Consider the following 22,999-nt stretch of genomic DNA (forward strand, 5'->3'; position numbering starts at 1 on the left):
TTGGTTTTTCTTGTGTCGTCAAATTCGTATTCTTTGTCTTTATTAGCGCATCCTCCTGTTGCAAAAAAACACCCTCAACAATTAACTACACATCAACTGATGCGCACCGATAATTATTATTGGATGCGTGATGATGAGCGCGAAAATGAAGATGTATTAGCGCATTTAAATGCCGAAAACGATTATTGCGATAAACAACTTACCGACATAAAACCACTGCGCGAACAGCTATTTAATGAGTTAAAAGACCGTATTGTAAAAGACGACAACACGGTACCCGTGAAAGATGGCCAATATTGGTATCACTCAGAAGTACGTGGTGACGATGAATATGCACGCCATTATCGTAGCAGCTCAATAGAAGCGCGCGACAAGCACCTGTTGTTAGATGTAAATCAATTAGCTGGCGATTACGAATTTTATGAGTTAGGTGAAGTTGCAATTAGCCCTGATGAGCAGCTGCTTGCTTACTCTGAAGACACCGAAGGTCGCCGTATTTATACCGTGCGTTTTAAAAATATTGCCAGCGGTGAGATGTTTAGTGATGTGCTGGAAAACACCGAAGGTCAAGTGGTGTGGGCTAATGATAACAAAACGGTGTTTTATGTGAAAAAAGACCTGCAAACCTTATTGGGTTTTCAGGTTTACCGCCATGTTTTAGGCACCCCGCAAGCTGATGACGTACTTGTTTATGAAGAGCAAGATAAAAGCTTCTTTATGGGGCTTGGCAAAAGCCGCGATGAAAGCCTTATTATTATTGACCTTGCGACCACAGAAACAAACGATACTTGGGTGCTTGATGCCAATAACCCAGAGGGTGAATTTAGCGCCTTAATGCCACGCGAAGAAGGCCATGAGTTCGATGTCGATAAGCTAGGTGATACCTTTTACATTGTTACCAACTGGCAAGCGAAAAACTTTCGTTTAATGACCGCGACGCAAAGCACCATTGCCGATAAAAATCGTTGGCAGGAGCATACACCGCATCGCGAGAACGTGTTGCTAGAAGGGGTCGAAATTTTCGATGAGTATCTTATCCTCACTGAGCGAGAGCTTGGCCAAACACGTTTTGTGGTGGTGGATCAGCAAGCAGAACGTCTTACTTTAGAGTTTGATGACCCTTGCTATTATGCTGCTATTGCCATGAACCCTGAGCCGAATGTGAGCTCTGCGCGTATTTACTATTCAAGCTTAACGACGCCAGGTTCTTTGTATGATGTTGATTTAAAAACAGGTAACAAAACCTTATTAAAACAACAGCAAGTGTTGGGTGATTTTAACCCAGAGCATTATCGCTCAGAACGTTTAATGGTTACTGCAAGGGATGGCGAACAAGTGCCGGTTTCTTTGGTTTATCGCATTGATAAATTTAATAAAGATGGCACTAACCCAGTACTGCAATACGGCTATGGCGCGTACGGCATTACCATCGATCCAAGCTTTTCAAGCAGCTCACTAAGCTTGCTTGACCGAGGCTTTGTTTATGCGATTGCACATATTCGTGGTGGTGAAATGCTAGGTCGTCACTGGTATGAGCAAGGTAAAAAGCAATTTAAGCAAAATAGCTTTAGCGATTTTATTGATGTTACGCAAGCGCTTACCAAGCAAGGCTATGCACACCCAGAAAAAGTATTTGCGTCTGGTGGCAGTGCTGGTGGTTTATTAATGGGCGCTGTGGTTAACCAAGCACCTGAGCTTTATTTAGGTATAGGTTGTCATGTGCCATTTTTAGATGTGCTTACCACCATGCTTGATGAAAGTATTCCACTGACGACCAATGAATACGACGAGTGGGGTAACCCAAATGATCCAGCGTTTTATGATGTGATTCAGGCTTACTCGCCGTACGATAATATTAAGCCGCAGGCTTACCCTAATATTCTTGTTACCACCGGGTTCCATGACTCTCAAGTGCAATACTGGGAACCAATGAAGTGGGTTGCTAAGCTGCGTGAACTTAAAACCGATGACAACATTTTGGTGTTTAAAACCGACATGGATGCAGGCCATGGCGGCGCATCGGGTCGCTTTAAAAGCCTTGAGGAAAAGGCATTAGAAATGGCGTTTTTTATTGCTTTATTACCGAATTAAGGCTTAGATAAATAAGTAAATAAATTTTATAAGCGTAAACTTAAGTTGTATTTCAAAGGGGTGAGCATGTTTAAAGCCCATGGTGATTGGCGTTATTTTGTTGAGCCGCCAGTGATTTATGTGGAAGTTAGTGGCAGCTTTAATAAAGAAGCCGTTGCTTCATTTAGTATTGAAGTCGGTCAAGAAATCATGAAGTACCCTGAAAATTCAATTCAGTATGCTGTGGTTAATTTGGAACAATTTGAATTAGCAACTGCAGATAGTATTGAGATTGCAAAGGCTTACTTTCAGGCTGTAAAAGCGCGGGGTTACAAACGCGTTGATTATATTAAAGCGAATATCATTGCTCGCAATTTATTAGAGACAGTTTGGTCTGGTGTAGAAATGGATATTAACTTTCACCCAGATGCTGAAAGCTTTTTTCAAGCAAGACCCGAGTACGATAATTTAAGAAAGTGGTTAAAGTAATGCTTTCTAAATATAAAAAAGCCCTCATTTGAGGGCTTTTTCGTGTCAATTCTAAATATTAACCAAGGTAGGCTTTTAACATCCAAACAAGTTTCTCTTGTTCTTTAATGTAGTCGCCCATTAGCGATGCTGTACCTTCGTCATCTGCATCACCTGCTTGTGCAAGGATTTCACGCTGCATTTGAATAAGCGTGCTGTAACCTGCTAAAAGGTTTTCTACTGCAGCAGTACCTTCAGTAATATTTTTAGCTTCACTGATCTTGCTATCTTCGATGTACTCAGAGAATGCATGTACCGGTGTACCGCCTAACGTTAAAATACGCTCTGCAATCTCGTCTACTTTCTCAAGTAGTAAGTTATAAATTTCTTCAAACTTAAGGTGTAATTCAAAAAAGTTACGACCTTTAATATTCCAATGAAAGCCGCGTGCGTTCATGTATTGGATTTGGTAGCAGCTTAGTAAAGAGTTTAGTGAATTTACGATATCTTCACTTTTTGCGCTGTTTAAACCAATTGCATTTACCTGTGACATAGATTGCTCCTTAAAAAAACCGTTAAGTGTTTACTTGCTAGTGCTTGGTGTTAAGTATTAGCCATCTTGGCTAATCTGTAAAATGGTTTAATTCGAACATAGTGATAGGTTTTAACTATCAAAGGTTGGTTTTGTCCATTTGTGCACTATCAACATAACTTTGAATTACTTTTATATAGACTTGGGGCAACTGAGCAAAAAATCTACCTTATTTTGCAAATATTCAAAAATTAGGCAGAAAGTATGATCTAAAACAAGGTTTGTACTCGCTGATAAGTAGGCCGATTTAGAACTTGATTTAGGTCAAAAAAACAACGAACCATAAGCGCATAATGACTTTACCGCATTTAACCAGGAGAAGAAAAATGGACGGTAAAACAGTTAAAGAAAGCAAAGCTGAAATAGTTGTTGTAGTGATTGCATTACTTGCATTTGTTATCGGTTTGGTAGGTCATCTAGCAGGTGCTAGCTTCGCAAACTTTGATACCTTTGGCTACATTGCTGCACCTGTACCATTGATCTTAGGGATCATTGTTTTAATCTCATATAAAGTGGCTGCAAGTGCTGAAGATTAAAGTATCACTCACTTTGATTTATAAGCTTAATAATGTAATCCATCACTTGGCGTGAGTAGATCATACTGGTGTGACTCAAATGAAACACCTTATGTTCTGCCATGCCATTGAGCTTGGTTTCATCTATCAAAACTGTACCATCAGAGACACTGCCTTTAGCAATCAGTGGCATTAGCCCTATTGGTAAGTCACCAGCAATACTATAAAGCTTGGCATTAAACGGCCAATCGCCATTCTCAGATAATAAAAACTCCACGCTGTTTTTTAACAGCATATCAAAGCCTTTTTGCTGCATTTGCTTAGCAATATGACTACCTTTATGCGGGGTGCCTAAGGTGATCACCTTTTCAACGTGGCGACTTTGAAGGGAATTGGCCTCTAAGTAAGCGCGAGCCACTAAGCCACCCATAGAGTGGCAAACTAAGGCGGTAGGTTTACCACCGATAAAGCGATCAATCTTATCGAATATTGCCGCTCTATCGGGAGAGAGCGTGTTATAGGTCAAATTGAGTATTTTTAGACCTGACTTTTCAAGGCGCGCGCACAGTGGACGCATCACAAAGCCTGACATATAAAGTCCGTGTAATACTACAACTTGCCTAATTGCCATCGCATTCCTTACATTAACTGTTGCGGTTTAATTTCGATATTTGCTGTATCTGAGCTAACCCATACTTCACCATCTTGAATGGTAATAGTGAGCTTAATATTGCGATCAGCTAAGTCGGCTAATGCCTGAGTCGCGGCATAATCGAGACTAAAAATACTTAAGTTTTTAAAATCATACAACTTAGGTTGATGTTTTTGCCACCAAATCGCTTGGTTATTTTCGCCGTAGGTATATAAAACAACTTGCTTCGACTTATTGCAGGCTTTTTTCAGGCGTTTTTCATCAGGTAAACCTAGCTCAATCCATAATTCAATTTCTTCGCTATAGTTAATGTGCCAAAGCTCAGGCTCATCATCGGCGCATAAGCCTTTAGTAAACTCTAAGCCTTCACGGGCATTTAGCGCAAAAGCCAACAAGCGGATCATCAAACGTTGTTCGGTTTCTGATGGGTGTTGTGCCAGTGTTAAATTGAAATCTTGATAAATGTGGCGATCCATATCGCTTAACGATAATTGCGCTTTAATAATGGTTGATTTAAGAGCCATAACTGCTTACTTGAAAAAATTTGCGTCATTATAGCGCAATTCGTTGCCGAGCCAGTTAAAATACCGTGAAATTATCTTGTAGGAGTTAAAAATGGCCATCCAGTGGTTCCCGGGTCACATGAACAAAGCCCGAAACGAAATTAAAGAAATCATGCCACAGATGGATGTGATCATTGAGGTACTTGATGCCCGTATTCCTTATAGTAGTGAAAACCCAATGGTTACTGCGTTGCGTGGCGATAAGCCGGTGATCAAAATCATGAACAAGGCGGACTTGGCTGATCCTAAGTTAACGCAAGCTTGGAAAGACTACTTTGAGCAGCAAAGTGGCGTAAAAGCGATTGATTTTGGTAATGATAAAGCGGGTGAAGTACATCGTATTAATGAGCTTTGTAAAAAATTAGTGCCGCATAAAGTAGGCGCTGATAAACAAATTAAAGCCATGATCATGGGTATTCCAAACGTTGGTAAATCAACGCTTATTAATACCTTAGCTGGCCGTATCGTGGCAAAAACAGGTAATGAACCTGCGGTAACCAAAGCGCAGCAACGTATTAAGCTTGACGATGGCATTATGCTTTACGACACCCCGGGTATGTTATGGCCTAAAGTAGAGAACGAAAACTCTGGTTATCGTTTAGGGGCAACTGGCGCTATTCGTGATACCGCTATCGACTACGAAGAAGTGGCAAGTTACACCGCTGAATATTTATTGCAAGCATACCCAGAACTTTTAAAAAGCCGCTATAAAATTGATGAGCTACCAGAGTCTGACTGGGAGTTTGTTGAAATGGCAGGTAAAAAGCGTGGTTGTATCCGCGGTGGTAATCAAATCGATACTTACAAAATGTCTGAAATTCTTATCAACGAATTACGCGATGGCATTATTGGTCGTATTACCATGGAAACACCGGCTATGCGTGAAGAAGAAGAGCAAATGGTTGCTGAGCTTCGCGCTGCTGCAGAGGCGAAAAAAGCCGCTAAAGAAGAAGAGAAAAAACAACGCCGTGCACGTGCACGTAAGAACCGTCGATAAAGTTAACGCATTAACTTTTAGACATAAAAAAAGCCCTGCAAGGGCTTTTTTAGTTTCATATCTACCGTCACCGATATGAGCAATGTAGCAAGTAAAATAAGTAGGGTCGCTTATATGTCGCCAATATCAAGGGGCGTTGCCATTAGTAACATATAAGCTAGAGCTTTAACGTGGCGACACGTGTTTCAGGGTAGAGAAACAAATTTAATCTGAACAAGTCATCATACTTCGCTTGGCTTGTTGAGATTAATTATCAATTAGGTTTTCGATGCTGTCAACATGTTTTTGAAAATAATTCTCATTTAGTTTGGCTTGCAGGTTTGGTACGAATTTTAGACATAAAAAAAGCCCTGTAAGGGCTTTTTGAGTTTCATATCTACCGTCACCGATATGAGCAATGTAGCAAGTAAAATAGTAGGGCGATCACCTGTTGCCAATATCAAGGGGCGTTGCGATTAGCAACAGGCGATCTTAGCTTTATCGTGGGCCACACGTGTTTCAGGGTCGAGAAACAAATCAGTTTATTCCGAACAAGTACTTTATTGTCTTGTTGATAGTGATTATCAATTAGATTTGCGTATCTGTCAACACTCAATTGAAAATAATTCTCATTTCTTTATGTTTGTTTTTTAAACTTCCGTAATACAATGCATTAGCACTAAAGTTAGGCTGTAAATTACGTGCAATAAAAACTATGCTGGGGCTATAACAATTAAAATAATCACATGCGATGTTCTCAATTTGGTCAATAAGCCTTCTTGCAATTGTATATCTGGCAATTTTATTTGCGGTTGCAGGCTGGGCTGATAAAAGAAAAGTATTGCCTTTTAAAGGCTTAACCTATGGTTTATCACTTGGGGTGTATTGCACCTCTTGGGCGTTTTTTGGTACCACAGCACAAGCTGCATACAATGGCTGGTGGTTGGCTCCGACCTATGCCGGTACTATTTTGTTATTCATTTTTGGCTGGCAAGTTTATTGCCGCATAGCGCATATTTGTCGGCAGCAAAAAATAACCTCAATGGCAGATTTTATTGCGACTCGGTATGGTCAGTCGTCGAGTTTGTCTGGGCTCATTTCATTGATTTCAGTGATTGCCATTGTGCCCTATATCTCTTTACAGCTAAGTGCAACTGCACAAAGTATCAACTTACTTACCGACCGTGCTGCCACACAAAGTCATGAAGTATGGGCCGATAGCACTTTTTATATCACGATTGTATTGGCACTGTTTGCTATTTTATTCGGCGCGAGGCGGTTAAAGCCCAGCGAACATAATCCAGGTTTGATAGCCAGTATTGCCTTTGAATCTGTGGTTAAGTTGTTGGCGTTTTTAGCGGTGGGTTTGTATGTATGCTTTGCTCTATTCGACAGCCCAGTGGCGCTGTTTGAAAAAGCGCATGACCTAAATATTGATCAGCAAGTGGCGGCCACACAAAGTCCAACCTATGTGTATGTTGCTCATACTTTGCTTGGTATTTTGGCGACCTTATGTTTGCCAAGACAATTCCACATGAGCTTTATCGAAAAAAATAACGATAAAGAGCTGGCCTCGGCACGTTGGCTGTTTCCGATTTACCTCTTACTTATTAACCTGTTTATTCTACCGATTGCATACGCCGGATTAATTTACTTTCAAGGTCAAGAGGTCGGCTACGACACCTTTGTATTAGCTTTACCGATGGCGGCTGATGATGCTTTTGTGGCGTTATTAGCCTTTTTAGGCGGCTTTTCAGCGGCAACCAGTATGGTGATTGTGTCATCAATTGTGCTTTCAGTGATGATCACTAATGACTTTATTAACCAATTTATTTTACGCCGCTCGCAACTTACATCGAGTAGTCGCGGGCTTGATAAAAATAACCTATTACATGCGCGTAAAATCGTTATCGTATTGATTTTATTGCTTAGTTACTTCACTCACCGAGTGCTAGGCGAAAGTACAACCCTTGCCAATGTGGGTTTGATGTCGTTTACCTTAGTCGCGCAATTTTCGCCTGCCATGATCATAGGCTTATGGTGGCGACAAGCATCGTGTCGCGGTGCTCAATTGGGGATTTTAAGCGGTTTTATTATTTGGGGATACACACTTTTACTACCGAATATCGCCGGAGGTTTAGGAAGCGATAGCTTATGGCTTGTGAATGGACCGTGGGGAATAAGCTGGTTAGCGCCAACCGACTTATTCTCATTAGGCATGGAAAGCATTAGCCAAGCTTTATTGCTATCGCTAGGTGCGAACTGTTTAGTGTATTTCTTAGTACCGTTATTTAGTCGAGCAACCTTAGCTGAACGCTTGCAGAGCAATAAGTTTGTGTCGCAGCTTAGTGATTCTCGAGTGAGTAATCATCTACAGCCTTTGAGTTACCATGACCTAGGTGCGCTAATGCAGCGATTTGCCGAAAAAGAAGCGGCGCAGTCGTTGGTAAATCATTACTTTCCGGATGATAAAAGTAAGTGGAAGCGCCCTGCCAATGTTGAGTTAGAACTATTAGTTGAGCGCGAGATGTCTGCCGTGATCGGCGGCGCATCGGCGCGGCTTATTTTAGATGTAGCGAAAAATGAGCAGCGCCAGCCTCTAGAGCAGGTTGCCGAGTTTGTTGATGAAGCAAGCCAAGTACTTAAATTTAATCGTGACTTACTGCAATCAACAATCGAAAACATTCAACAAGGGATCAGTGTAGTTGATAGTGAGCTGCGCTTGGTAGCTTGGAACCAAGGCTACAAAAACATGTTCGCCTACCCAGATGATGCGCTTTACATAGGCCGCCCTGTTGCCGACATTATTCGTTTTAATGCCGAGCGTGGCTTATTTAGCGGCGAGAGCATGACCAGCGAAGTCGAAAAACGCTTAGCCTATTTACGCCAAGGCAGCGCTTATAAATATCAGCGCTCGCACAATGATGGCCGCGTGTTTGAAATGCAAGGTAACCCACTGCCAGGTGGCGGCTTTGTAACAACCTATACCGACATTACCGAGTTCGTAAAACAACAAAAAGCGTTAACCGAAGCAAATGTTAGCCTTGAAGAAAAAGTCGCAGCCCGCACCTTGGCATTGACTCAAGCAAACCAAGAGTTGTCGATGGCAAAGCAAGTGGCGGAGCAAGCAACGGTCAGTAAAACACGCTTTTTTGCTGCTGCCAGCCATGATTTACTGCAACCTTTCAATGCTGCGAGCTTGTTTTGTTCTTTAATGAATGAAAAAGCCCAAGATACCGAACTTAAAGAGCTGGCGATGAATATTAAGAATTCATTGGGCAGCGCCGAAGAGTTGTTATCGAGTATTTTAGAGTTAACCAAGCTCGATTCGGGCTCGTTTAAAGTACAAATGAGCGAGTTTGCTGCCAGCTCGTTGGTTGAGCCACTGCGAAATGACTACGAAGCCCTTGCCCGCGAAAAAGGCTTAAAGTTTATTATTGAAACCTGCGATGTTCGCTTGCATACCGACAAAGCGCTGCTGCGACGAGTACTACGTAACCTTTTGAGTAATGCGATTCGTTATACCGAGCAAGGTGAAGTGCGCTTAAAAATGCAGTACGACGATGACCATGTATCCTTTATTGTTGAAGACACAGGGATTGGTATTGCATCGAGCGATCAACAAACTATTTTCCAAGAGTTTAAACAGCTTGGTGCAAAGCCAAGCGCCGAGGGATTAGGCTTAGGGTTGGCAATCACTAAACGTATATGTGACTTACTTAAAATACCCCTAGTGATGGGGTCTGAGCTTGGTAAAGGCACGCAATTTACCCTAACTCTGCCTTGTAGAGTGAGTGCTGCGCCAGCGCAAACGAAAGGTGCTGAGGCATCACAAGAAACAGAGCTGGGGCAATTGCGTATTTGGTTGCTTGATAACGACCGCAACGTGTTAGAGGCATTAAAGCAGCTACTCGAAAATTGGGGCTGTGAAATTTCAACAGCCACTAACTTAGCGGAGCTTGAGCAGTTAAAGGCAAGCCAAGCCCTGCCGCAATTGTTGATCATTGATTACCAGCTTGATGATGGGGTAACAGGCCTTGAAGTGATTGAACAAGCGGCATTAACACGCTTACCTGCCATAGTGAATACCGCGAATCATGATGAAGGCATACGCGAGTTAGTGCTAGATGCGGGCTACCCATTACTTTATAAGCCTCTGAAAGCGCCCGCCTTAAAGCGCATGATTAAGCGACTGACTTAATCTGCGTTTTGCTCAGTTGTTGGGGTATTGGCTTTAATTAAGCGCTCTACCTCAGCGACAAACTTTTTATCTAAGTCATCTTCATGGCTCAAAAATAACAGCATTTCATCACCATTGTGGTCAATGACCGTTACCGTGGTGGTTAGTAGGGCGCTTTTAGCATAATCAACGTTGATCTCTTTAATGTCACTAAAGCGGCGCTGATCTTTTTCGAGCACACCTTGCTCATTTTCCCAGTAACTAAAAATAGTGTTTTCTGTGATGCCGTTTCCATCAGTTTTAAAATCGATAAATGCGTCACTATAAAAATAATGTACACTCTCGTTGGCAGGGATAATTTCTTTTCTTTTTAAAAAGTTAACTTGATAAGACCAAAGCTTGTCACCGGTTACTATGGTTGAACTTGGCAACAAATATAGCTCATAAATTAAGCCATAAAATAACCAAGGCAACATGAGTATCGAAATGATAACCTGCCTCGCTCGCCACTGAGAGTGGTACTCAAGAGCCTGCTGTGGTTGCTTGAGGTTTTGAATGTAATTAACCAGAGGCAACCATAGAATAGGTGTAACTAAAAACAGCCAAGTACCATATTCCCAGTTATAGCTTACGACTTCAGAAATGATAATCGCCAGCCATAACACGAACCCAACCGCAACGGGCATGATCTTATTTTTGCCAAAGGTTTGCTCGCTGTGCTTGCAAAGCTCAAGTAACAACGGAATAAAAAACAGCGGTGCAAATATCCCTCGAGCAATCGGCATAATATGGCTTTGTTGTTGCTCTTTTATCGCTTTCCAGTTGCGATAGCTCCAGTAGTGAATGAATATTCCTAAGCTTAATAAGCTGTAAATAACAAACTTACTGTTACTGACAGGGTAGAACTGTTGCTCAGCAAAAACTGGGCGGTTACTTGCTTCTATACGCCAAGCCGCGATGAAAAAGATGATTGCCGCCAAGTAACTTAAAATAAAAACGCTATACCAGTTGGTTTCGTCATCTGCTGGTGTGGTTGTGGCGCTATTTGTGCCGTATTTAATGATGCCGTAATGGGTCGCGTTATTGAGTTTTTTACGCTCGCTTAGGTAAAGGTCTATTTGATCGGCTGGAATATGATCCTGCTTAGCACTGTAATCAAAGTATAAGGTCAACACCGAGTCTTTAAATGTCACGCGTTTTTCGAGATGAAAAAATGGGTTGTCGACTGTGACCTGCTCATCATTAAACTGCCAATTAGTATCCGTAAACGTAACCTTTATGGTTGTTTCGATATTATTTGGGTAACGAAACCACATTGGTGCATTGTTACGTTCTCGCTGTTCCGGCTTATAAACTGAGTTTTGAATTTCACTAGCGTAAAAGTCGTTTTGAAAATCATTACCCTTAGGTCGCCAAAAGTTATCAATAGTATAGTGCTCATTGGTAATTAGCTGACCGGTGTCTTCTGGAGATTCAACCAGCATAGGTTTGAATGTTTTTAAGCCCTTGTAGGTATCTTGATAATATTCGCGGTAATCATCTTCTATGCTTTTTAAGCTGTTTTCAGCGATTGAGCTGCGGCGGTTAATTGCTTCAAAGTCGCCGTATTTATATTGAGTTGAGAAACTAACTGGCTCATCAATACCTTCTGGGATCTGATAACTATCAAAAACCTGTATGCGTTTTAGGGCAGGCTCTGTGAACATATCTGTAAAGCCTGTCTCACCTTGCTTTATGATTAACGCTACATCGTAGTTCGGTTGAGCTAAATGTGCTAAATCGCCGCGCTGGTACGAAATGGTCGGATCAAGCCAATAGCGTTTACCTTGGTGCTCTAAGGTGACAATCACATGGTCAAACAAGCTAGGAGAGACCGGTAAGCTGGCAGTACGTTTTCTGTCTTCGGTGTTAACTAAAGCTGGATGAGCCTCTACGCCGAGCGCTTTAAGTAAAGAAATGAGCAAGACGGTTTTGTCTTTACAGTCGCCATAGCGCAGTGCCAAGGTTTCTGATGCAGGAGTAGGCTGGTGCGAGTTAGTGCCCATTTCTAGGCCTAAATAACGTACTTCGTCTTGGCTAAAGCGCAGGGCAGCCACAATTTGAGACTCTAAGTCGGTATGTTGAAACTTAATTTGACGGGCAATTGTTTCAATAGCTGGGCTCACTTCGATGGCCGATTGGTATAAAGGTAACGACCAATTGACTACCTCTTGCCAATTATTTACTTCAGAGAAATACACTTCCTTGTAAGGCGAATACCAATGCGGTACTTCGCTTGCGGAGCGAATGGTCGGCTCATTGTGTTGGCTAATTTGGTAGTCAAAACCCGTATCGAGCTTGGTTTTAGTAACTGGCGACTCGCCATTCATAAAATTGATATATAAGGGCGTAGGCTTTTGCCACTTTACCCGCATAAATTGCTGCACTATCGGCACAGACCAGTTCAGTGTACGCATGGTGCTGAAGTGTTGATAAACCGGATTACTGCCCGAAACCGTATAGCTGTAATCTAAAATATCCATGACCCGCATATCATCAATAATGACATTTAGGCTTAAGGTGCCATTGTATATACGACTTGCTAAGTCAGTCTCGCGCTGTAACACCTGTAGCTCGGCACTATTTAGTTTATCTATATATTGGCCGTCACGAATAATGCCTAAACTATTGAGCGTAAGAGATTGATAATTTGGGTCAAAATCAATATTCAGCTGGCTTATATAATCAACCCCAGACTGATTGACCGCCTGCATTACAGTACGATTAAAGCGTTGCTGTGGGGCTTGCTCAGATACCTGAAGCTGAGTGTCGAGCATCAGGTAGAAAGTCCCGTCTCGTATTTGGTCTCGAGGAATCTCTGGGGTAAGTAACTCATGGTGTTTTACCCAGTTAGCTGCAGGCGCAACCTGATAGTCTTCAGCGGCTGCAAAGCAGCTCACAAAGAATAAAAAAACAGCGAGTACCTTAAGTTGTAAGTGCATCCATTTCATTGTTATTTTCTAATTACGTTTAGTTTTATATGACAAATTACTGAATTTCACGGCATGAGCCAAATAAAATTCAATATAAATGCTTCTTTTTAGGTCCAATGCTCAATAAGCGCTAATTTTCAGTGCTTTCTTTATTAGGTAAATCAGTGATTTCAACGCGGCTATTTACTTCATAGTATTTTTGCGTAATTTTTTTCAAAATCTCGCGGCGTAATGTGCTTACAGTGCCAGCTTTAGTTAAGTGGTTACCATAGGTCGTAAATGTTTTATCCCAGCCCAGTGCCACAATACTAGGATCGACAACAACTGCATTACCTCCACCATAAGCAACATCGGTACCTAAAATATCGTAATTATCGATACTAAAAGAGAGGTTTTGCACAACTTGGTCTTTATCTGGTTCTTGAATAACTAATGATTGAAGATGGTCAGCTAAGTCTTCTTCAAAGTTAGGGAAATAGTTTTTCTTTTCAAGGTATAAAGAAGAAACACGTGTGCTATGAGTATCAATAACACTGCCTCGATTTGAATTTACAAATTGCACTGCATTGGTGGTTAGGGCTGCAAACACATTTTTTGCTGTATATGGGTGGTCAAGCAAATTTGGGCTGCCAATGTAGCCACGGTAGTAGCCATATATTAATAGCGGGTCATTGTTAAATAGCGGTGCAACAATGTTGTACTCAATGTCGTTTAATGAATACTGGTTACCGTTAAAGTTAAAGCGTGGCTTATCAAAAAAACTTGGCTCTTCGTTTATTAGCTTAGATAAGTTTTTTACTGGGTACTGCTGGACTAACTCATTGAGTACCGTCACGTTATAAAGATTGAACCAGTAAGCAAGCAGTTCAGACTTTGGCAAGTTACTCAAGTTAATCTTATTTGGCAGGTCGGCCATATTTTTTTGTATGACCTGCAAGGCTTGCCTCATTTTAGGATTGTCTTTATATGAATCATAATAAAAGCGGTTTGCTTCTGTTGCTGTTGAAGGTTTAGGGTTGGATGATAAATGTGTACCAATCGTCGTGGTGTGTGAGGTGATGCGGTAGCGGTCAGACATACCTAAATCAATCACCGAGGCATTTAATATTTGCCCGTAGTCAGTGTACTCAAGGGTGATATTTGATTTTTCATCGTACTGATGAAATTGGCTAAATTTTTCTTGGTTTATGGCTGTCGTTGCTGTTTTATTAATAGGAGTCGTTGAATTACAGGCTGAAACTAGAATAAGTGATGTTGCTAATACGATGGGTTTTATGGCGTTTTTCATTTTTATAACCTTCCGTAGTTTAAAAAATAAACATAGAGTGGTTTTTCTGAAGCGCAACAATCTGTTGTTTTTGTGAATTTTATTAAAAAATAAGCGTATAGTAGAAGAAATAAAAATAAAAAGGACAACTCATGGAAGAAGCAAAACAACAAAACCAAATCGAAACACCAGAAGCTAAAAACTCCGTAAATAATGACTTAGTTGGTATAAAAGGTTGGCTCATTCTTGTGGCGATAGGTGTGGTGATCAGCCCTTTTAGAGTATTTATCGAATCAATTAATACCTTTAAACCCATTTTCACGACCGAGATGTGGCAACGTTTAACGTCGCAATTTGGTGATATGTATCATCCGCTTTGGGAGCCTTTACTAATCATTGAAATGGCTTTTAATGCGGCATTATTTTTAGCTTCGCTTTATTTAATCGTGTTGTTTTTTAAGCATAAGAAAGCATTTGTAAGTTGGTACTTAGCGATATTATTTGGTGGACTAGCGTTTATTGCTCTCGATGCCTATGCGGTTAGTTTAATTGTGCCCGATGTCGATGTGTTCGACGATGAAGTTAGAACTATGATTATCAGAGGCCTTATTCAAGCTGTGATCTGGGGACCTTACATGCTGTTATCTAAGCGTGTGAAAGCCACATTTGTAAAATAAGTTAGCTGAGCACAGTAATTGTAGCTTGCGTGCCTTGCTGGGGTTTTGAGTTTATTGATAACTCAAAACCTTGGTTGCGCACAAGTTCTCGGGTGATCACAAGTCCTATACCTGTGCCATTTGCTTTGGTTGAGTAAAATGGCACGAACAAGTTATCGGGGTTTTGAATGCCACAACCTTGGTCGCTAATTGCAATATTTAAGCTATCACCTTGCCTTGACCAAGTGAGGGTTGGGGCAGAATTGCTGCCTGCTTCAAAGGCATTTTTTATCAGGTTGATCAACGCTTGTTCTAGCTGACCAAAGTCGGCATTAATATGTAACTCTTCGCTGCTATTTATTACTAGTTCAGGAAAAATAGCACTTAAACGAGTATTTAATTGCTCGCTACTGATTGCCTGCTTTTGTGCGGGTGGTAGCTTGGCAAACGCACTGTAACTGGCTACAAAATCAAGCAAGTGCTGAGCGCGTTTTTCTATTACTTGCAGCATATCTTGGGCGAGATCATCGTGACTGCTAATTTGCCCTTGACGCTTAAGGGTTTGCAATGATTGACTCATCGAATAAATCGGCGTGAGTGAGTTACGCACTTCATGATTTAACACTCGAATTAACCGTTGCCAAACAAGTTGTTCGTTATCGCGAAGCTGTTGCTCAATTGAAAAGAAGGTTAGTAATTCAAAGTTTCTGCCGGTCCGCCAAAAAGTCTGCGATGAGATTTGAAAGCGTTGTTTAAACAGCGAGTCACTATTTTGTTGCCATTCGCCATCATGCAGAGCAATGCCTAAGTCGCTGGCCGATTTACCTTCAATTTGGCGATGGCTAATACTATTTATAAACGCCTTATTACTAAAGTAAATAAAGCCATGGGGGTCAAGTATAACGATGGGTAAGTCCAGCATGCTGGCAAACTCAAAAACAAACTCTTCTGTTTGCATATAATGGCGTTTGTTCTTGGCTATTTTATTGCTGAGCTTGGCAAAATCTTGCTTAAGCGCTGCGACTCGTCCACTTTGATAAGACGCTAAATGCCAACTATTACTTTCGTCATTTGCCAATGCATCTAGTTGCAGGCCAAAGCGTTCAACCACATCGGTGATCGCACGGTAGCTTTTAATTAAAGCAAAAGCGCTTATCCCGATAAACGGCAATAATAGGCTGATACTGGAGAACCAATCTAGTTTTAAGCTGAGTGAAAGGGTAATACCAAGCGTTAATAGCACCGCTATAAGCATATAAAAATAGCGTCGAATACGCTGCTCTAACGACAACTTGTTACTCATTTAGCGTTCTACTTCTTTTAAATCGAGCTGATGTTTATCAATGCGACGATAAATCGCCGATTTGCTTAACCCTAAAAATTCTCCTGCGGCGATAACATTGCCATTAAATTGCAGCAGTGCTTTTTGAATCATCTGTTTTTCAAGCTCTTCAAGGGGCAATAGTGGCAAAGCCTGTTCGGCATTGCTATTTGTTTGCTCGCAACTTGGTTGATCTAAAATGAGGTCATTGGCTTGAATATTGTTGTTATCACTCATGATCACCGCGCGTTCAATACAATGGCTTAGCTCACGAATATTACCAGGCCAACTGTAATTTTTTAGCGCCTTTAGGGCGTCATCACTGAGCGCCATATTCGCGCGTTGATATTTTTTACCATGCACCAACAATAAGTGTTCTGCCAAGGGAGCGATGTCGTCTTTTCTGTCACGAAGCGGTGGAATGTGCAGTTCAATGGTATTGAGTCTAAATAATAAATCACGGCGGAACTCACCCTGCTCAATAGCCGTAGCTAATTCGCTATTGGTGGCAGAAATAATGCGAACATTGGCGGTTTTGGTTTGGCTTGAGCCTAGCACTTCAAATTCTTTGCTTTCTAGCACACGGAGCATTTTACTTTGTAGCTCAAGGCTTAAAGTCGCAATTTCATCTAAAAATAAGGTGCCGCCTTCGGCAATTTCAAAACGCCCTAGGCGGTCTTCTTTGGCATCAGTAAAAGAGCCTTTCTTATGGCCAAATAATTCACTTTCGAATAGCGTCGGGGCAATGGCGCCAACATTCACGCTTACATAGCGTTTATCAGCTCTGAGCGAGTGCTGGTGGATATAATGTGCCAATAAGCTTTTGCCAGTGCCATTTTCGCCGGTAATTAAAATGCTGGCATCGGTTTTAGCTGCGCGCTCAGCTTTGGCAAGCAACAGCTGCATGATTTCTGATTGAGCTATGTAATGTGCTTGTGTGTCACTGGTAAGCGCCTTTAAGCACGCGTTGTCGTGATTACTTTGCTTGAGCTTGAGTTGTTGTTGTACAACGGCGGTTAAGCGCAAGTTATTCCATGGCTTTTCAACAAAGTCGACTGCCCCTAATTGCATGGCTTTAACAGCGACGTCAATGCTGGCCCATGCGGTCATCACAATGACAGGTATGGTCGAACCTAATTGATTTAGTTGCTTTAAAAAGCGTAACCCTTCTTCACCTGAGGTCGTGTCGAGCTTGTAGTTCATATCAAGCAAAATCAGGCTAATGTGCTCTGATTTTAATAACTCAAGGGCATGTTCAGGGCCTTCGGCCTCATGGCAGTGTAAGCCTAATTGTTGTAATGCAACAGTAGCAGCCAGACGTACATCAGCTTGATCGTCTATGACTAAGATTTTGTCCATGATGTTTTCTTATTATCCTGTTGAGGTGGCTTAAATTTAAGCCACCATTTTGTGCTGTTAATCGTTACGTAGTGCGGCCATAGGTTTTGCTTTAAGCAGTAAAACCAAAGGTCTAAAGCAAGCGAATAGCGCAATAAATAAGGTAATACTCCAAGCGAGTAATTGCAGTCTTACATCAAGTATCAGCCAAGACATTAGCTGTCCTTGTAACATGTAAAAACCCACTATTACCGCGGCGAGAGCAACCGCAAAACCAATGAGCACAGGGATAATCGCTTCAACACTCATCAGCTTGAATAAGCGTGCTTTTTTCGCACCTAATGCCATACGAATACCAAACTCATAGCGGCGCAGACCCAGATTGTAGCTCAGTACCCCAAAAATACCGATTGCTGCTAATAATAGAGTAAATAGCGCTAAGGTACTACACAGAACCACGGTTAGTCGGCTCATATACAGTAAATTGTCGTACTCTTGTTGCAGGTCATTAAACTGCCACATGGTTAAGTCGCTGTTCTTTTCTTTTAGCGTATTAAGTATTTGTTTGTTAGTCAGCTTAACGCCATCAGAAGCTTTGATAGTAAACATGTAGCTATACGGTGTTGCTGGCCACCAAATGTGACGACCAAACGATTCATCGTAGTATTTAGGGTGATTAAAATCTTCGGTTACACCCACTACTTCATACATCTTTTCTTCTAAACCTTGGTAGCTCTTGCCAATGATATTTCGATAGTCTTGGCTTGGTAATAAGTTCTCTGCAACGCTAACTGATACCAGTATCTCGTTGGTTTCACCACGTATAGCTTGTTCGCTAAAGGTGCGGCCAGCGAGAATTTTGGTGTTAACTAACGCAAAGTAATCAGGCCCTACCCACTGACTAGGGAAGAAAATTGAGCTTTTACCGTTTACATCAGTCAGGGTGTTGGCATTTTGTCTTTGCGAAACAGGGCTGTGACCCAGGGCAACATCATCAATGCCTTGGCTATCAAGCAAAACCTGCTTGTATTGCAGCATATGTTCGTAGCGCTCCGCCAATGACATTTGATTATTTGGCTGGAACAGGTTGGCAAAATACAGGTTTTCGGTATCACTGCCGAGTGGGCGGTTAATCGTGCCCATGGCTTTACTGACTACCATCACCGAAAAACTCACAAGCAACGCGGCAACAAACATTTGTGAGCCAATTAAAATACGCACTGTACGACCTGATACCTGCGAAACTCCGCCTTTGCCACTGTTTTGCATTTGCGTATTTAGGGTTTTGTAATTTACCAAACGCGCTGTAATTACAGAGAAAATATAAGCAAGAGCAATACAAAGTATGATGGCAACAATGACCAATGTGCTATCCACGGCCAAGCTATTAACCAGTGGTAATCGGCCTTCTGCTAGTACTTTAAATAAACGTATGCCCCATACCGATAAAAACAGCGCAATGCTTACCGATAAGGTCATTAAAATCAGTGACTGTAAAAAGATACTTTTAAATAATGTGCTGCGTTTTGCACCTAACACTGCCTGCAAAGCGAGGGTTTTATGTTGAGCAAGAGCGCGCGAGAAGAATAAAGTGCTTACATTAAGTACCGCAATAATCAGTAGCCCTACTGCACCGGCTAACATCATTAAGCTTAAGTCATCGTTATTACCCAGCTCAACGTCACGATACGGGGTTACTTCAGGTTTTACATCGGTGATACCACCATTGTTTAGCCACTCTGATTTAACCGTATCAATTTGCTGTTTTAAATCGACTTTAACTTGATCTATGGTGACCCCAGGCTTTAAAACTGCAATCAGTTTTAGGTTTTTAAAAGTGTTTGTCCATGGGCTTTGCCAATCATCATTGTGAAAGAAACGGCGGTCAGCACTTGATGGAAACCATACTTCAACATCGCTTGCTTTAAACATGTAAGGAGGGCTGAATGAGTCATCAACAACACCCACGATACGGTGAACATAATCGGTTTCACCCGCCATGACTGAAAGTGTTTTACCAATAATGTTCGGGTCGCTGTTGTAATGCTTGCGCCAAAAGTTAGCAGATATAACAACGCGGTCATCAGGTGTTTCTAGCGTTTCTCCAAGGTCAAAACCTTGTCCCATTAAAAATGGCGTGTTTAATAAGTCAAAATAGTTGCCGCCAACATACAGCACAGGCTCTTTCGGCTCGCCATCAAGGTTTGCAAATATTTGCTCACCCGCATTGATCATCATACTTTGTTCAAAGCTTTGATTATGCTTAAGCCAATGCACCATCGATTGATAGCTTTGAAAGCCAGTAGCATCGTAGTCATCATAAGTAAGTGATTGCTCAACCACTACCATGCGGCTTTCATCGTACACATCAAGGGGCTTTAAAAAGTAGCTGTTAACAAGGCTAAGCACCACAAACAAGGTGGCCAATGTTAAAGCAAGTGTTGCGATAACTGCTGTTACAAAGCCCGGTGCATTCATTAATGATGCCCACGCTAAGCTTAATTGGGCGCGTGTTTTGGTTAATTTCATTACATCACCTCAGCGCTTTCAAGTGCATGCTCAGTATTGTCGCTGCTAGGTGCTTGGCGTGCTTCAGAGTAGGAAACAATTTCACCATCTAGCAATTTAAGTTGCGTCTTTGCACGTCCGGCATAACGTAAATCATGGGTTACCATACAAATCGTGGTGCCTTTTTTATTCAGCTCATCAAGCAAGTCCATGACGGCATCACCATTTTTTGAATCTAAGTTACCAGTTGGCTCATCCACCAATAAAATGCTTGGCTTGCCAGCCAGTGCGCGGGCAATAGCAATACGCTGTTGCTGACCACCGGATAATTGGTTTGGTTTATGCTGAGCACGGTGGCCCATCTCAACCTCATCAAGGGCTTGCTTTACAGCAAGCTCAATTTCGCTTGGGCTCATGGCTGGCTCTCGGTAAGTGAGCGGCAGTGCCACATTGTCAAAAACCGATAATTCATCAATTAGGTTAAACGACTGAAATATAAAACCAATGTGAAGGTTTCTAAGTTCAGCTTGCTGATCCATGTCGAGGGTTTTTGTATCGACTTCTTTAATGAAATAGTCGCCAGCAGTTGGGCTATCGAGTAAGCCTAATAATGACAGCAGTGTCGATTTACCACAGCCAGATGGGCCGCTAATGCATATATAGTCACCTTGGTTAATATTCAGGCTAATGTCTTTTAATGCATAGGTTTCAACATTTTGGCCGCGATAAACTTTGGCGATTTTGTTTAATGAGATAAGCGTATTGGTTTTCATAAACTGTCCTGTTCGATTTTTATTGTTGCCAAATGCTGCCATTTAGAAAGGTCTGAAATGATCAGCTGTTCGCCCACGGTGGCACCGCTCAAAAGTTGAATTTGATTGTCACTGAGTGTACCAAATTCGATATTGGTTGGCGTTGCTAACTGGGTATTTGGATTAAGTTTAAATAGCGTGGCTTCGCTATTTGCTTGTGCTTTTTGCGGCACGTTAATGGTTAACGCATCGGGAATAATGTTGCTAACCACATAGCCTTCAATGCTTAAATCGGGGCGGGCATTGGCTGGTAGTGTGCCCTGTAAATCAAGTTCGATAATGACTCGACCATCGGTAACGATAGGGTCAATTCGGGTGACTTTGGCATCAACTTCACCGTGATCTGCTTGGCTAAAGGTGTTTACTTTCGCTGCCATATTGAGTGCCACTTTTTCAGCATCTGCTTGCTTAACGCTTAGCTCTGCTTTGAGTGCTTTATTTGAGCCAACCACCGCAAGGCGGGTACCGGGCACGAGATTTTGGCCAAGTTCAACATTCAATTCTTGCAGCATGCCATCGATACCTGCCGTTATTTGCAGCTGATCAAAAGCGTGTTGCTCAACTTGATAATTAAGCTCAAATTGGCTTAATAGTTCTTGCTGTATTTTGCTACGTTGTAAGTGCATTTCTTTAAGCTGTGCAAGGCGTTGCTGCTCGATACTTACGCGCTCTGTAAGCTGTGCAACGTTTAGCATGCTTCGTTTGTAATCGAGGCTTGAAACAATTCCTTGCTCGATCAGTTTGCTTTCAGCATCGACTCTAAGTTCTGCACTTTGCAGCTCACTTTTTAATATGGCGAGATTTGCTTGGCGCTCAAGTAGTTCACTTTGCTGGTTAATTCTTTGCTCATTAACACTGGCTTTTTGGCGAGCAAGTTCTAGCCGAGCGACCGATAAACGCTGCGCTTGCTGTGGGTTGACGAGGCTTAAAATCACTGTGTCTTTTTTAACGATAGTGCCGGGGTAAACATGGATAGCTTCGACCATTGCAGTATCGGTATTGGTTAAATAACGTTGATACTTTGGCTTTAAACGGCCAAAGCCACGTATTTTTACCACAAAATCGGCTTGTTCTACGGTTGCTATTTGCAGTTGGCTTGCAGCAACCACAGTGGGTGTCGCCCATTGATACACCATTAAAGCGCCAAGAGCCGATACGCCAATAGCTGCACTAGCCAGCCATTTTTTAGCTTTTGATTGCTGAGGTTTGCGTTTTAGTGTGCTGTCTAAATCCATGATACTGAGAAATGTAAATAATCATGGAGTAGCTAAGGCGAGTTTTGTGCCAAAAATTAAGGTATTGAAAAGTAATAACTTTTCGTTTTTTGGAACGTGAGCTTTTCCCACTAATGGGAAAGCGAGTTTTAAAACTGGGAGTGAATGCTTAAATTAGCTTTCTTCGATTTTGCCAACCTGCGAAAGCTGATTAAACAAAATGCCCGCTTGAGTACGGTTATAAACATTGAGTTTGCGTAAAATCGCTGACACATGTTGTTTGATTGTGGTTTCTTGAATCGACATTTCAAAGGCGATTTGTTTATTCAATAAACCGTCGGCAATCATCGCTAGTACGCGGTATTGCTGGGGGGTTAGTTTTTCAAGGTTACGAGCAAATTCGCTTTGTTCGTCGTTGATCACCACATCGGTTAAATCCACTTCAGGTGGTAACCAAGTGTCGCCATTGAGTACATGACTAATTGCTTCACTGATAACATCTAAAGAAGATGACTTTGGAATATAGCCAGCAGCGCCAAGGCTCATAGCTTGTTTGATTATGGCGGGTGTCTCATTGGCTGAGACCATGATCACTAAGATATCAGGGTAGTGGTTACGCAGTTGCGAAAGGGCTTGTAGGCCATTTGCACCAGGGATCGTAAGGTCTAAAAATATTAGTTCAATCTCAGGGTGAGCGCTTAACAGTGTAAACAAACCATCAATGTCACTGGTTTCTTTAATATGTTCTTCAGGCACTGATGTCGCCGCAGCTTGACGCAGCGCACTTCTAAATAACGGGTGATCATCGGCGATTATAGTGTTCACAGCTAAAGACATTCCCTCGATTCTCCAATGCGTTATGTTATAAGTGATTTTGCGCTTTGAAACAAGGTTT

At 41.9% G+C, this 22,999-nt stretch carries 17 protein-coding genes; 6 read left to right on the top strand and 11 right to left on the bottom strand.

The window, feature by feature from the left end; all coding sequences use genetic code 11:
- Positions 1 to 12: 12 nt before the first annotated feature.
- Positions 13 to 2,091, top strand: a complete 2,079-nt coding sequence (locus AN213_RS10140; RefSeq protein WP_055020584.1) for a S9 family peptidase — start codon at positions 13 to 15, stop codon at positions 2,089 to 2,091.
- Positions 2,092 to 2,157: 66 nt separating this feature from the next.
- Positions 2,158 to 2,559 (top strand): hypothetical protein, encoded by a 402-nt coding sequence (locus AN213_RS10145; protein ID WP_095209738.1) that lies wholly within the window; start codon positions 2,158 to 2,160, stop codon positions 2,557 to 2,559.
- A 58-nt stretch (positions 2,560 to 2,617) separates the two neighbouring features.
- Here AN213_RS10145 and AN213_RS10150 read toward each other — a convergent pair whose 3' ends face one another.
- On the bottom strand, positions 2,618 to 3,091 hold the full coding sequence (locus AN213_RS10150) for a Dps family protein (RefSeq protein ID WP_054562953.1): 474 nt from the start codon (positions 3,089 to 3,091) through the stop codon (positions 2,618 to 2,620).
- A 365-nt stretch (positions 3,092 to 3,456) separates the two neighbouring features.
- Here AN213_RS10150 and AN213_RS10155 point away from each other — a divergent pair, with 365 nt between their 5' ends.
- Positions 3,457 to 3,666, top strand: a complete 210-nt coding sequence (locus AN213_RS10155) for a hypothetical protein (RefSeq protein WP_054562952.1) — start codon at positions 3,457 to 3,459, stop codon at positions 3,664 to 3,666.
- 4 nt (positions 3,667 to 3,670) lie between these two features.
- Here AN213_RS10155 and AN213_RS10160 read toward each other — a convergent pair whose 3' ends face one another.
- A complete protein-coding gene (locus AN213_RS10160) occupies positions 3,671 to 4,276 on the bottom strand; it encodes a lipase/acyltransferase domain-containing protein (RefSeq protein WP_055020583.1) in 606 nt (201 codons plus the stop codon).
- Positions 4,277 to 4,284: 8 nt separating this feature from the next.
- The gene (locus AN213_RS10165; RefSeq protein WP_054562950.1) at positions 4,285 to 4,821 is read right to left on the bottom strand and encodes a YaeQ family protein; all 537 of its coding nucleotides are present in this window, start codon (positions 4,819 to 4,821) and stop codon (positions 4,285 to 4,287) included.
- A gap of 91 nt (positions 4,822 to 4,912) precedes the next feature.
- On the opposite strand from AN213_RS10165, the gene ylqF reads away from it, so the two are divergent.
- Entirely contained in the window at positions 4,913 to 5,857 is a 945-nt protein-coding gene (ylqF, locus tag AN213_RS10170) for a ribosome biogenesis GTPase YlqF (RefSeq protein ID WP_054562949.1), read from the top strand.
- A 730-nt stretch (positions 5,858 to 6,587) separates the two neighbouring features.
- Complete coding sequence (locus AN213_RS10175) at positions 6,588 to 10,037, top strand: PAS-domain containing protein (RefSeq protein ID WP_055198558.1); 3,450 nt, start codon at positions 6,588 to 6,590, stop codon at positions 10,035 to 10,037.
- Here the strand turns inward: AN213_RS10175 and AN213_RS10180 are convergent.
- Both AN213_RS10180 and AN213_RS10185 read right to left on the bottom strand, forming a co-directional pair.
- The gene (locus tag AN213_RS10180; protein ID WP_055020581.1) at positions 10,034 to 13,006 is read right to left on the bottom strand and encodes a DUF3857 domain-containing transglutaminase family protein; all 2,973 of its coding nucleotides are present in this window, start codon (positions 13,004 to 13,006) and stop codon (positions 10,034 to 10,036) included. The genes AN213_RS10175 and AN213_RS10180 overlap by 4 nt on opposite strands.
- A 112-nt stretch (positions 13,007 to 13,118) precedes the next feature.
- Positions 13,119 to 14,276 carry a DUF547 domain-containing protein gene (locus tag AN213_RS10185; protein WP_055198560.1) on the bottom strand — a complete coding sequence of 386 codons (1,158 nt, stop codon included), beginning with the start codon at positions 14,274 to 14,276 and terminating at the stop codon, positions 13,119 to 13,121.
- A 131-nt stretch (positions 14,277 to 14,407) separates the two neighbouring features.
- Here AN213_RS10185 and AN213_RS10190 point away from each other — a divergent pair, with 131 nt between their 5' ends.
- The gene (locus tag AN213_RS10190; protein WP_055198562.1) at positions 14,408 to 14,932 is read left to right on the top strand and encodes a DUF2569 domain-containing protein; all 525 of its coding nucleotides are present in this window, start codon (positions 14,408 to 14,410) and stop codon (positions 14,930 to 14,932) included.
- A gap of 1 nt (position 14,933) precedes the next feature.
- Here AN213_RS10190 and AN213_RS10195 read toward each other — a convergent pair whose 3' ends face one another.
- From AN213_RS10195 to AN213_RS10220, 6 genes are all read right to left on the bottom strand, one after another.
- The gene (locus AN213_RS10195) at positions 14,934 to 16,214 is read right to left on the bottom strand and encodes a PAS domain-containing sensor histidine kinase (RefSeq protein WP_055198564.1); all 1,281 of its coding nucleotides are present in this window, start codon (positions 16,212 to 16,214) and stop codon (positions 14,934 to 14,936) included.
- On the bottom strand, positions 16,215 to 17,591 hold the full coding sequence (locus AN213_RS10200; RefSeq protein ID WP_055198566.1) for a sigma-54 dependent transcriptional regulator: 1,377 nt from the start codon (positions 17,589 to 17,591) through the stop codon (positions 16,215 to 16,217).
- A gap of 57 nt (positions 17,592 to 17,648) precedes the next feature.
- Positions 17,649 to 20,099 (bottom strand): ABC transporter permease, encoded by a 2,451-nt coding sequence (locus tag AN213_RS10205; protein WP_055020577.1) that lies wholly within the window; start codon positions 20,097 to 20,099, stop codon positions 17,649 to 17,651.
- Entirely contained in the window at positions 20,099 to 20,851 is a 753-nt protein-coding gene (locus AN213_RS10210) for an ABC transporter ATP-binding protein (protein ID WP_055198568.1), read from the bottom strand. The genes AN213_RS10205 and AN213_RS10210 overlap by 1 nt, the downstream gene beginning before the upstream one ends.
- Complete coding sequence (locus AN213_RS10215; protein WP_055198570.1) at positions 20,848 to 22,125, bottom strand: efflux RND transporter periplasmic adaptor subunit; 1,278 nt, start codon at positions 22,123 to 22,125, stop codon at positions 20,848 to 20,850. The genes AN213_RS10210 and AN213_RS10215 overlap by 4 nt, the downstream gene beginning before the upstream one ends.
- A 153-nt stretch (positions 22,126 to 22,278) precedes the next feature.
- On the bottom strand, positions 22,279 to 22,941 hold the full coding sequence (locus AN213_RS10220) for a response regulator transcription factor (protein ID WP_054562939.1): 663 nt from the start codon (positions 22,939 to 22,941) through the stop codon (positions 22,279 to 22,281).
- Between the last annotated feature and the right edge of the window lie 58 nt (positions 22,942 to 22,999).

It is taken from the genome of Pseudoalteromonas sp. P1-8 (genome assembly GCF_001399985.1).
Classification (GTDB): Bacteria; Pseudomonadota; Gammaproteobacteria; order Enterobacterales; family Alteromonadaceae; genus Pseudoalteromonas.

Excerpts from the sequence above, each read along its gene's own strand:
- AN213_RS10150 (WP_054562953.1), bottom strand. The coding sequence starts at position 3,091 with ATGTCACAGGTAAATGCAATTGGTTTAAACAGCGCAAAAAGTGAAGAT.
- AN213_RS10220 (WP_054562939.1), bottom strand. The coding sequence starts at position 22,941 with ATGTCTTTAGCTGTGAACACTATAATCGCCGATGATCACCCGTTATTT.
- AN213_RS10145 (WP_095209738.1), top strand. The coding sequence starts at position 2,158 with ATGTTTAAAGCCCATGGTGATTGGCGTTATTTTGTTGAGCCGCCAGTG.
- AN213_RS10180 (WP_055020581.1), bottom strand. The coding sequence starts at position 13,006 with ATGAAATGGATGCACTTACAACTTAAGGTACTCGCTGTTTTTTTATTC.
- AN213_RS10215 (WP_055198570.1), bottom strand. The coding sequence starts at position 22,125 with ATGGATTTAGACAGCACACTAAAACGCAAACCTCAGCAATCAAAAGCT.
- AN213_RS10175 (WP_055198558.1), top strand. The coding sequence starts at position 6,588 with ATGTTCTCAATTTGGTCAATAAGCCTTCTTGCAATTGTATATCTGGCA.
- AN213_RS10195 (WP_055198564.1), bottom strand. The coding sequence starts at position 16,214 with ATGAGTAACAAGTTGTCGTTAGAGCAGCGTATTCGACGCTATTTTTAT.
- AN213_RS10160 (WP_055020583.1), bottom strand. The coding sequence starts at position 4,276 with ATGGCAATTAGGCAAGTTGTAGTATTACACGGACTTTATATGTCAGGC.
- AN213_RS10205 (WP_055020577.1), bottom strand. The coding sequence starts at position 20,099 with ATGAAATTAACCAAAACACGCGCCCAATTAAGCTTAGCGTGGGCATCA.
- AN213_RS10155 (WP_054562952.1), top strand. The coding sequence starts at position 3,457 with ATGGACGGTAAAACAGTTAAAGAAAGCAAAGCTGAAATAGTTGTTGTA.
- AN213_RS10190 (WP_055198562.1), top strand. The coding sequence starts at position 14,408 with ATGGAAGAAGCAAAACAACAAAACCAAATCGAAACACCAGAAGCTAAA.
- ylqF (WP_054562949.1), top strand. The coding sequence starts at position 4,913 with ATGGCCATCCAGTGGTTCCCGGGTCACATGAACAAAGCCCGAAACGAA.
- AN213_RS10210 (WP_055198568.1), bottom strand. The coding sequence starts at position 20,851 with ATGAAAACCAATACGCTTATCTCATTAAACAAAATCGCCAAAGTTTAT.
- AN213_RS10185 (WP_055198560.1), bottom strand. The coding sequence starts at position 14,276 with ATGAAAAACGCCATAAAACCCATCGTATTAGCAACATCACTTATTCTA.
- AN213_RS10165 (WP_054562950.1), bottom strand. The coding sequence starts at position 4,821 with ATGGCTCTTAAATCAACCATTATTAAAGCGCAATTATCGTTAAGCGAT.
- AN213_RS10200 (WP_055198566.1), bottom strand. The coding sequence starts at position 17,591 with ATGGACAAAATCTTAGTCATAGACGATCAAGCTGATGTACGTCTGGCT.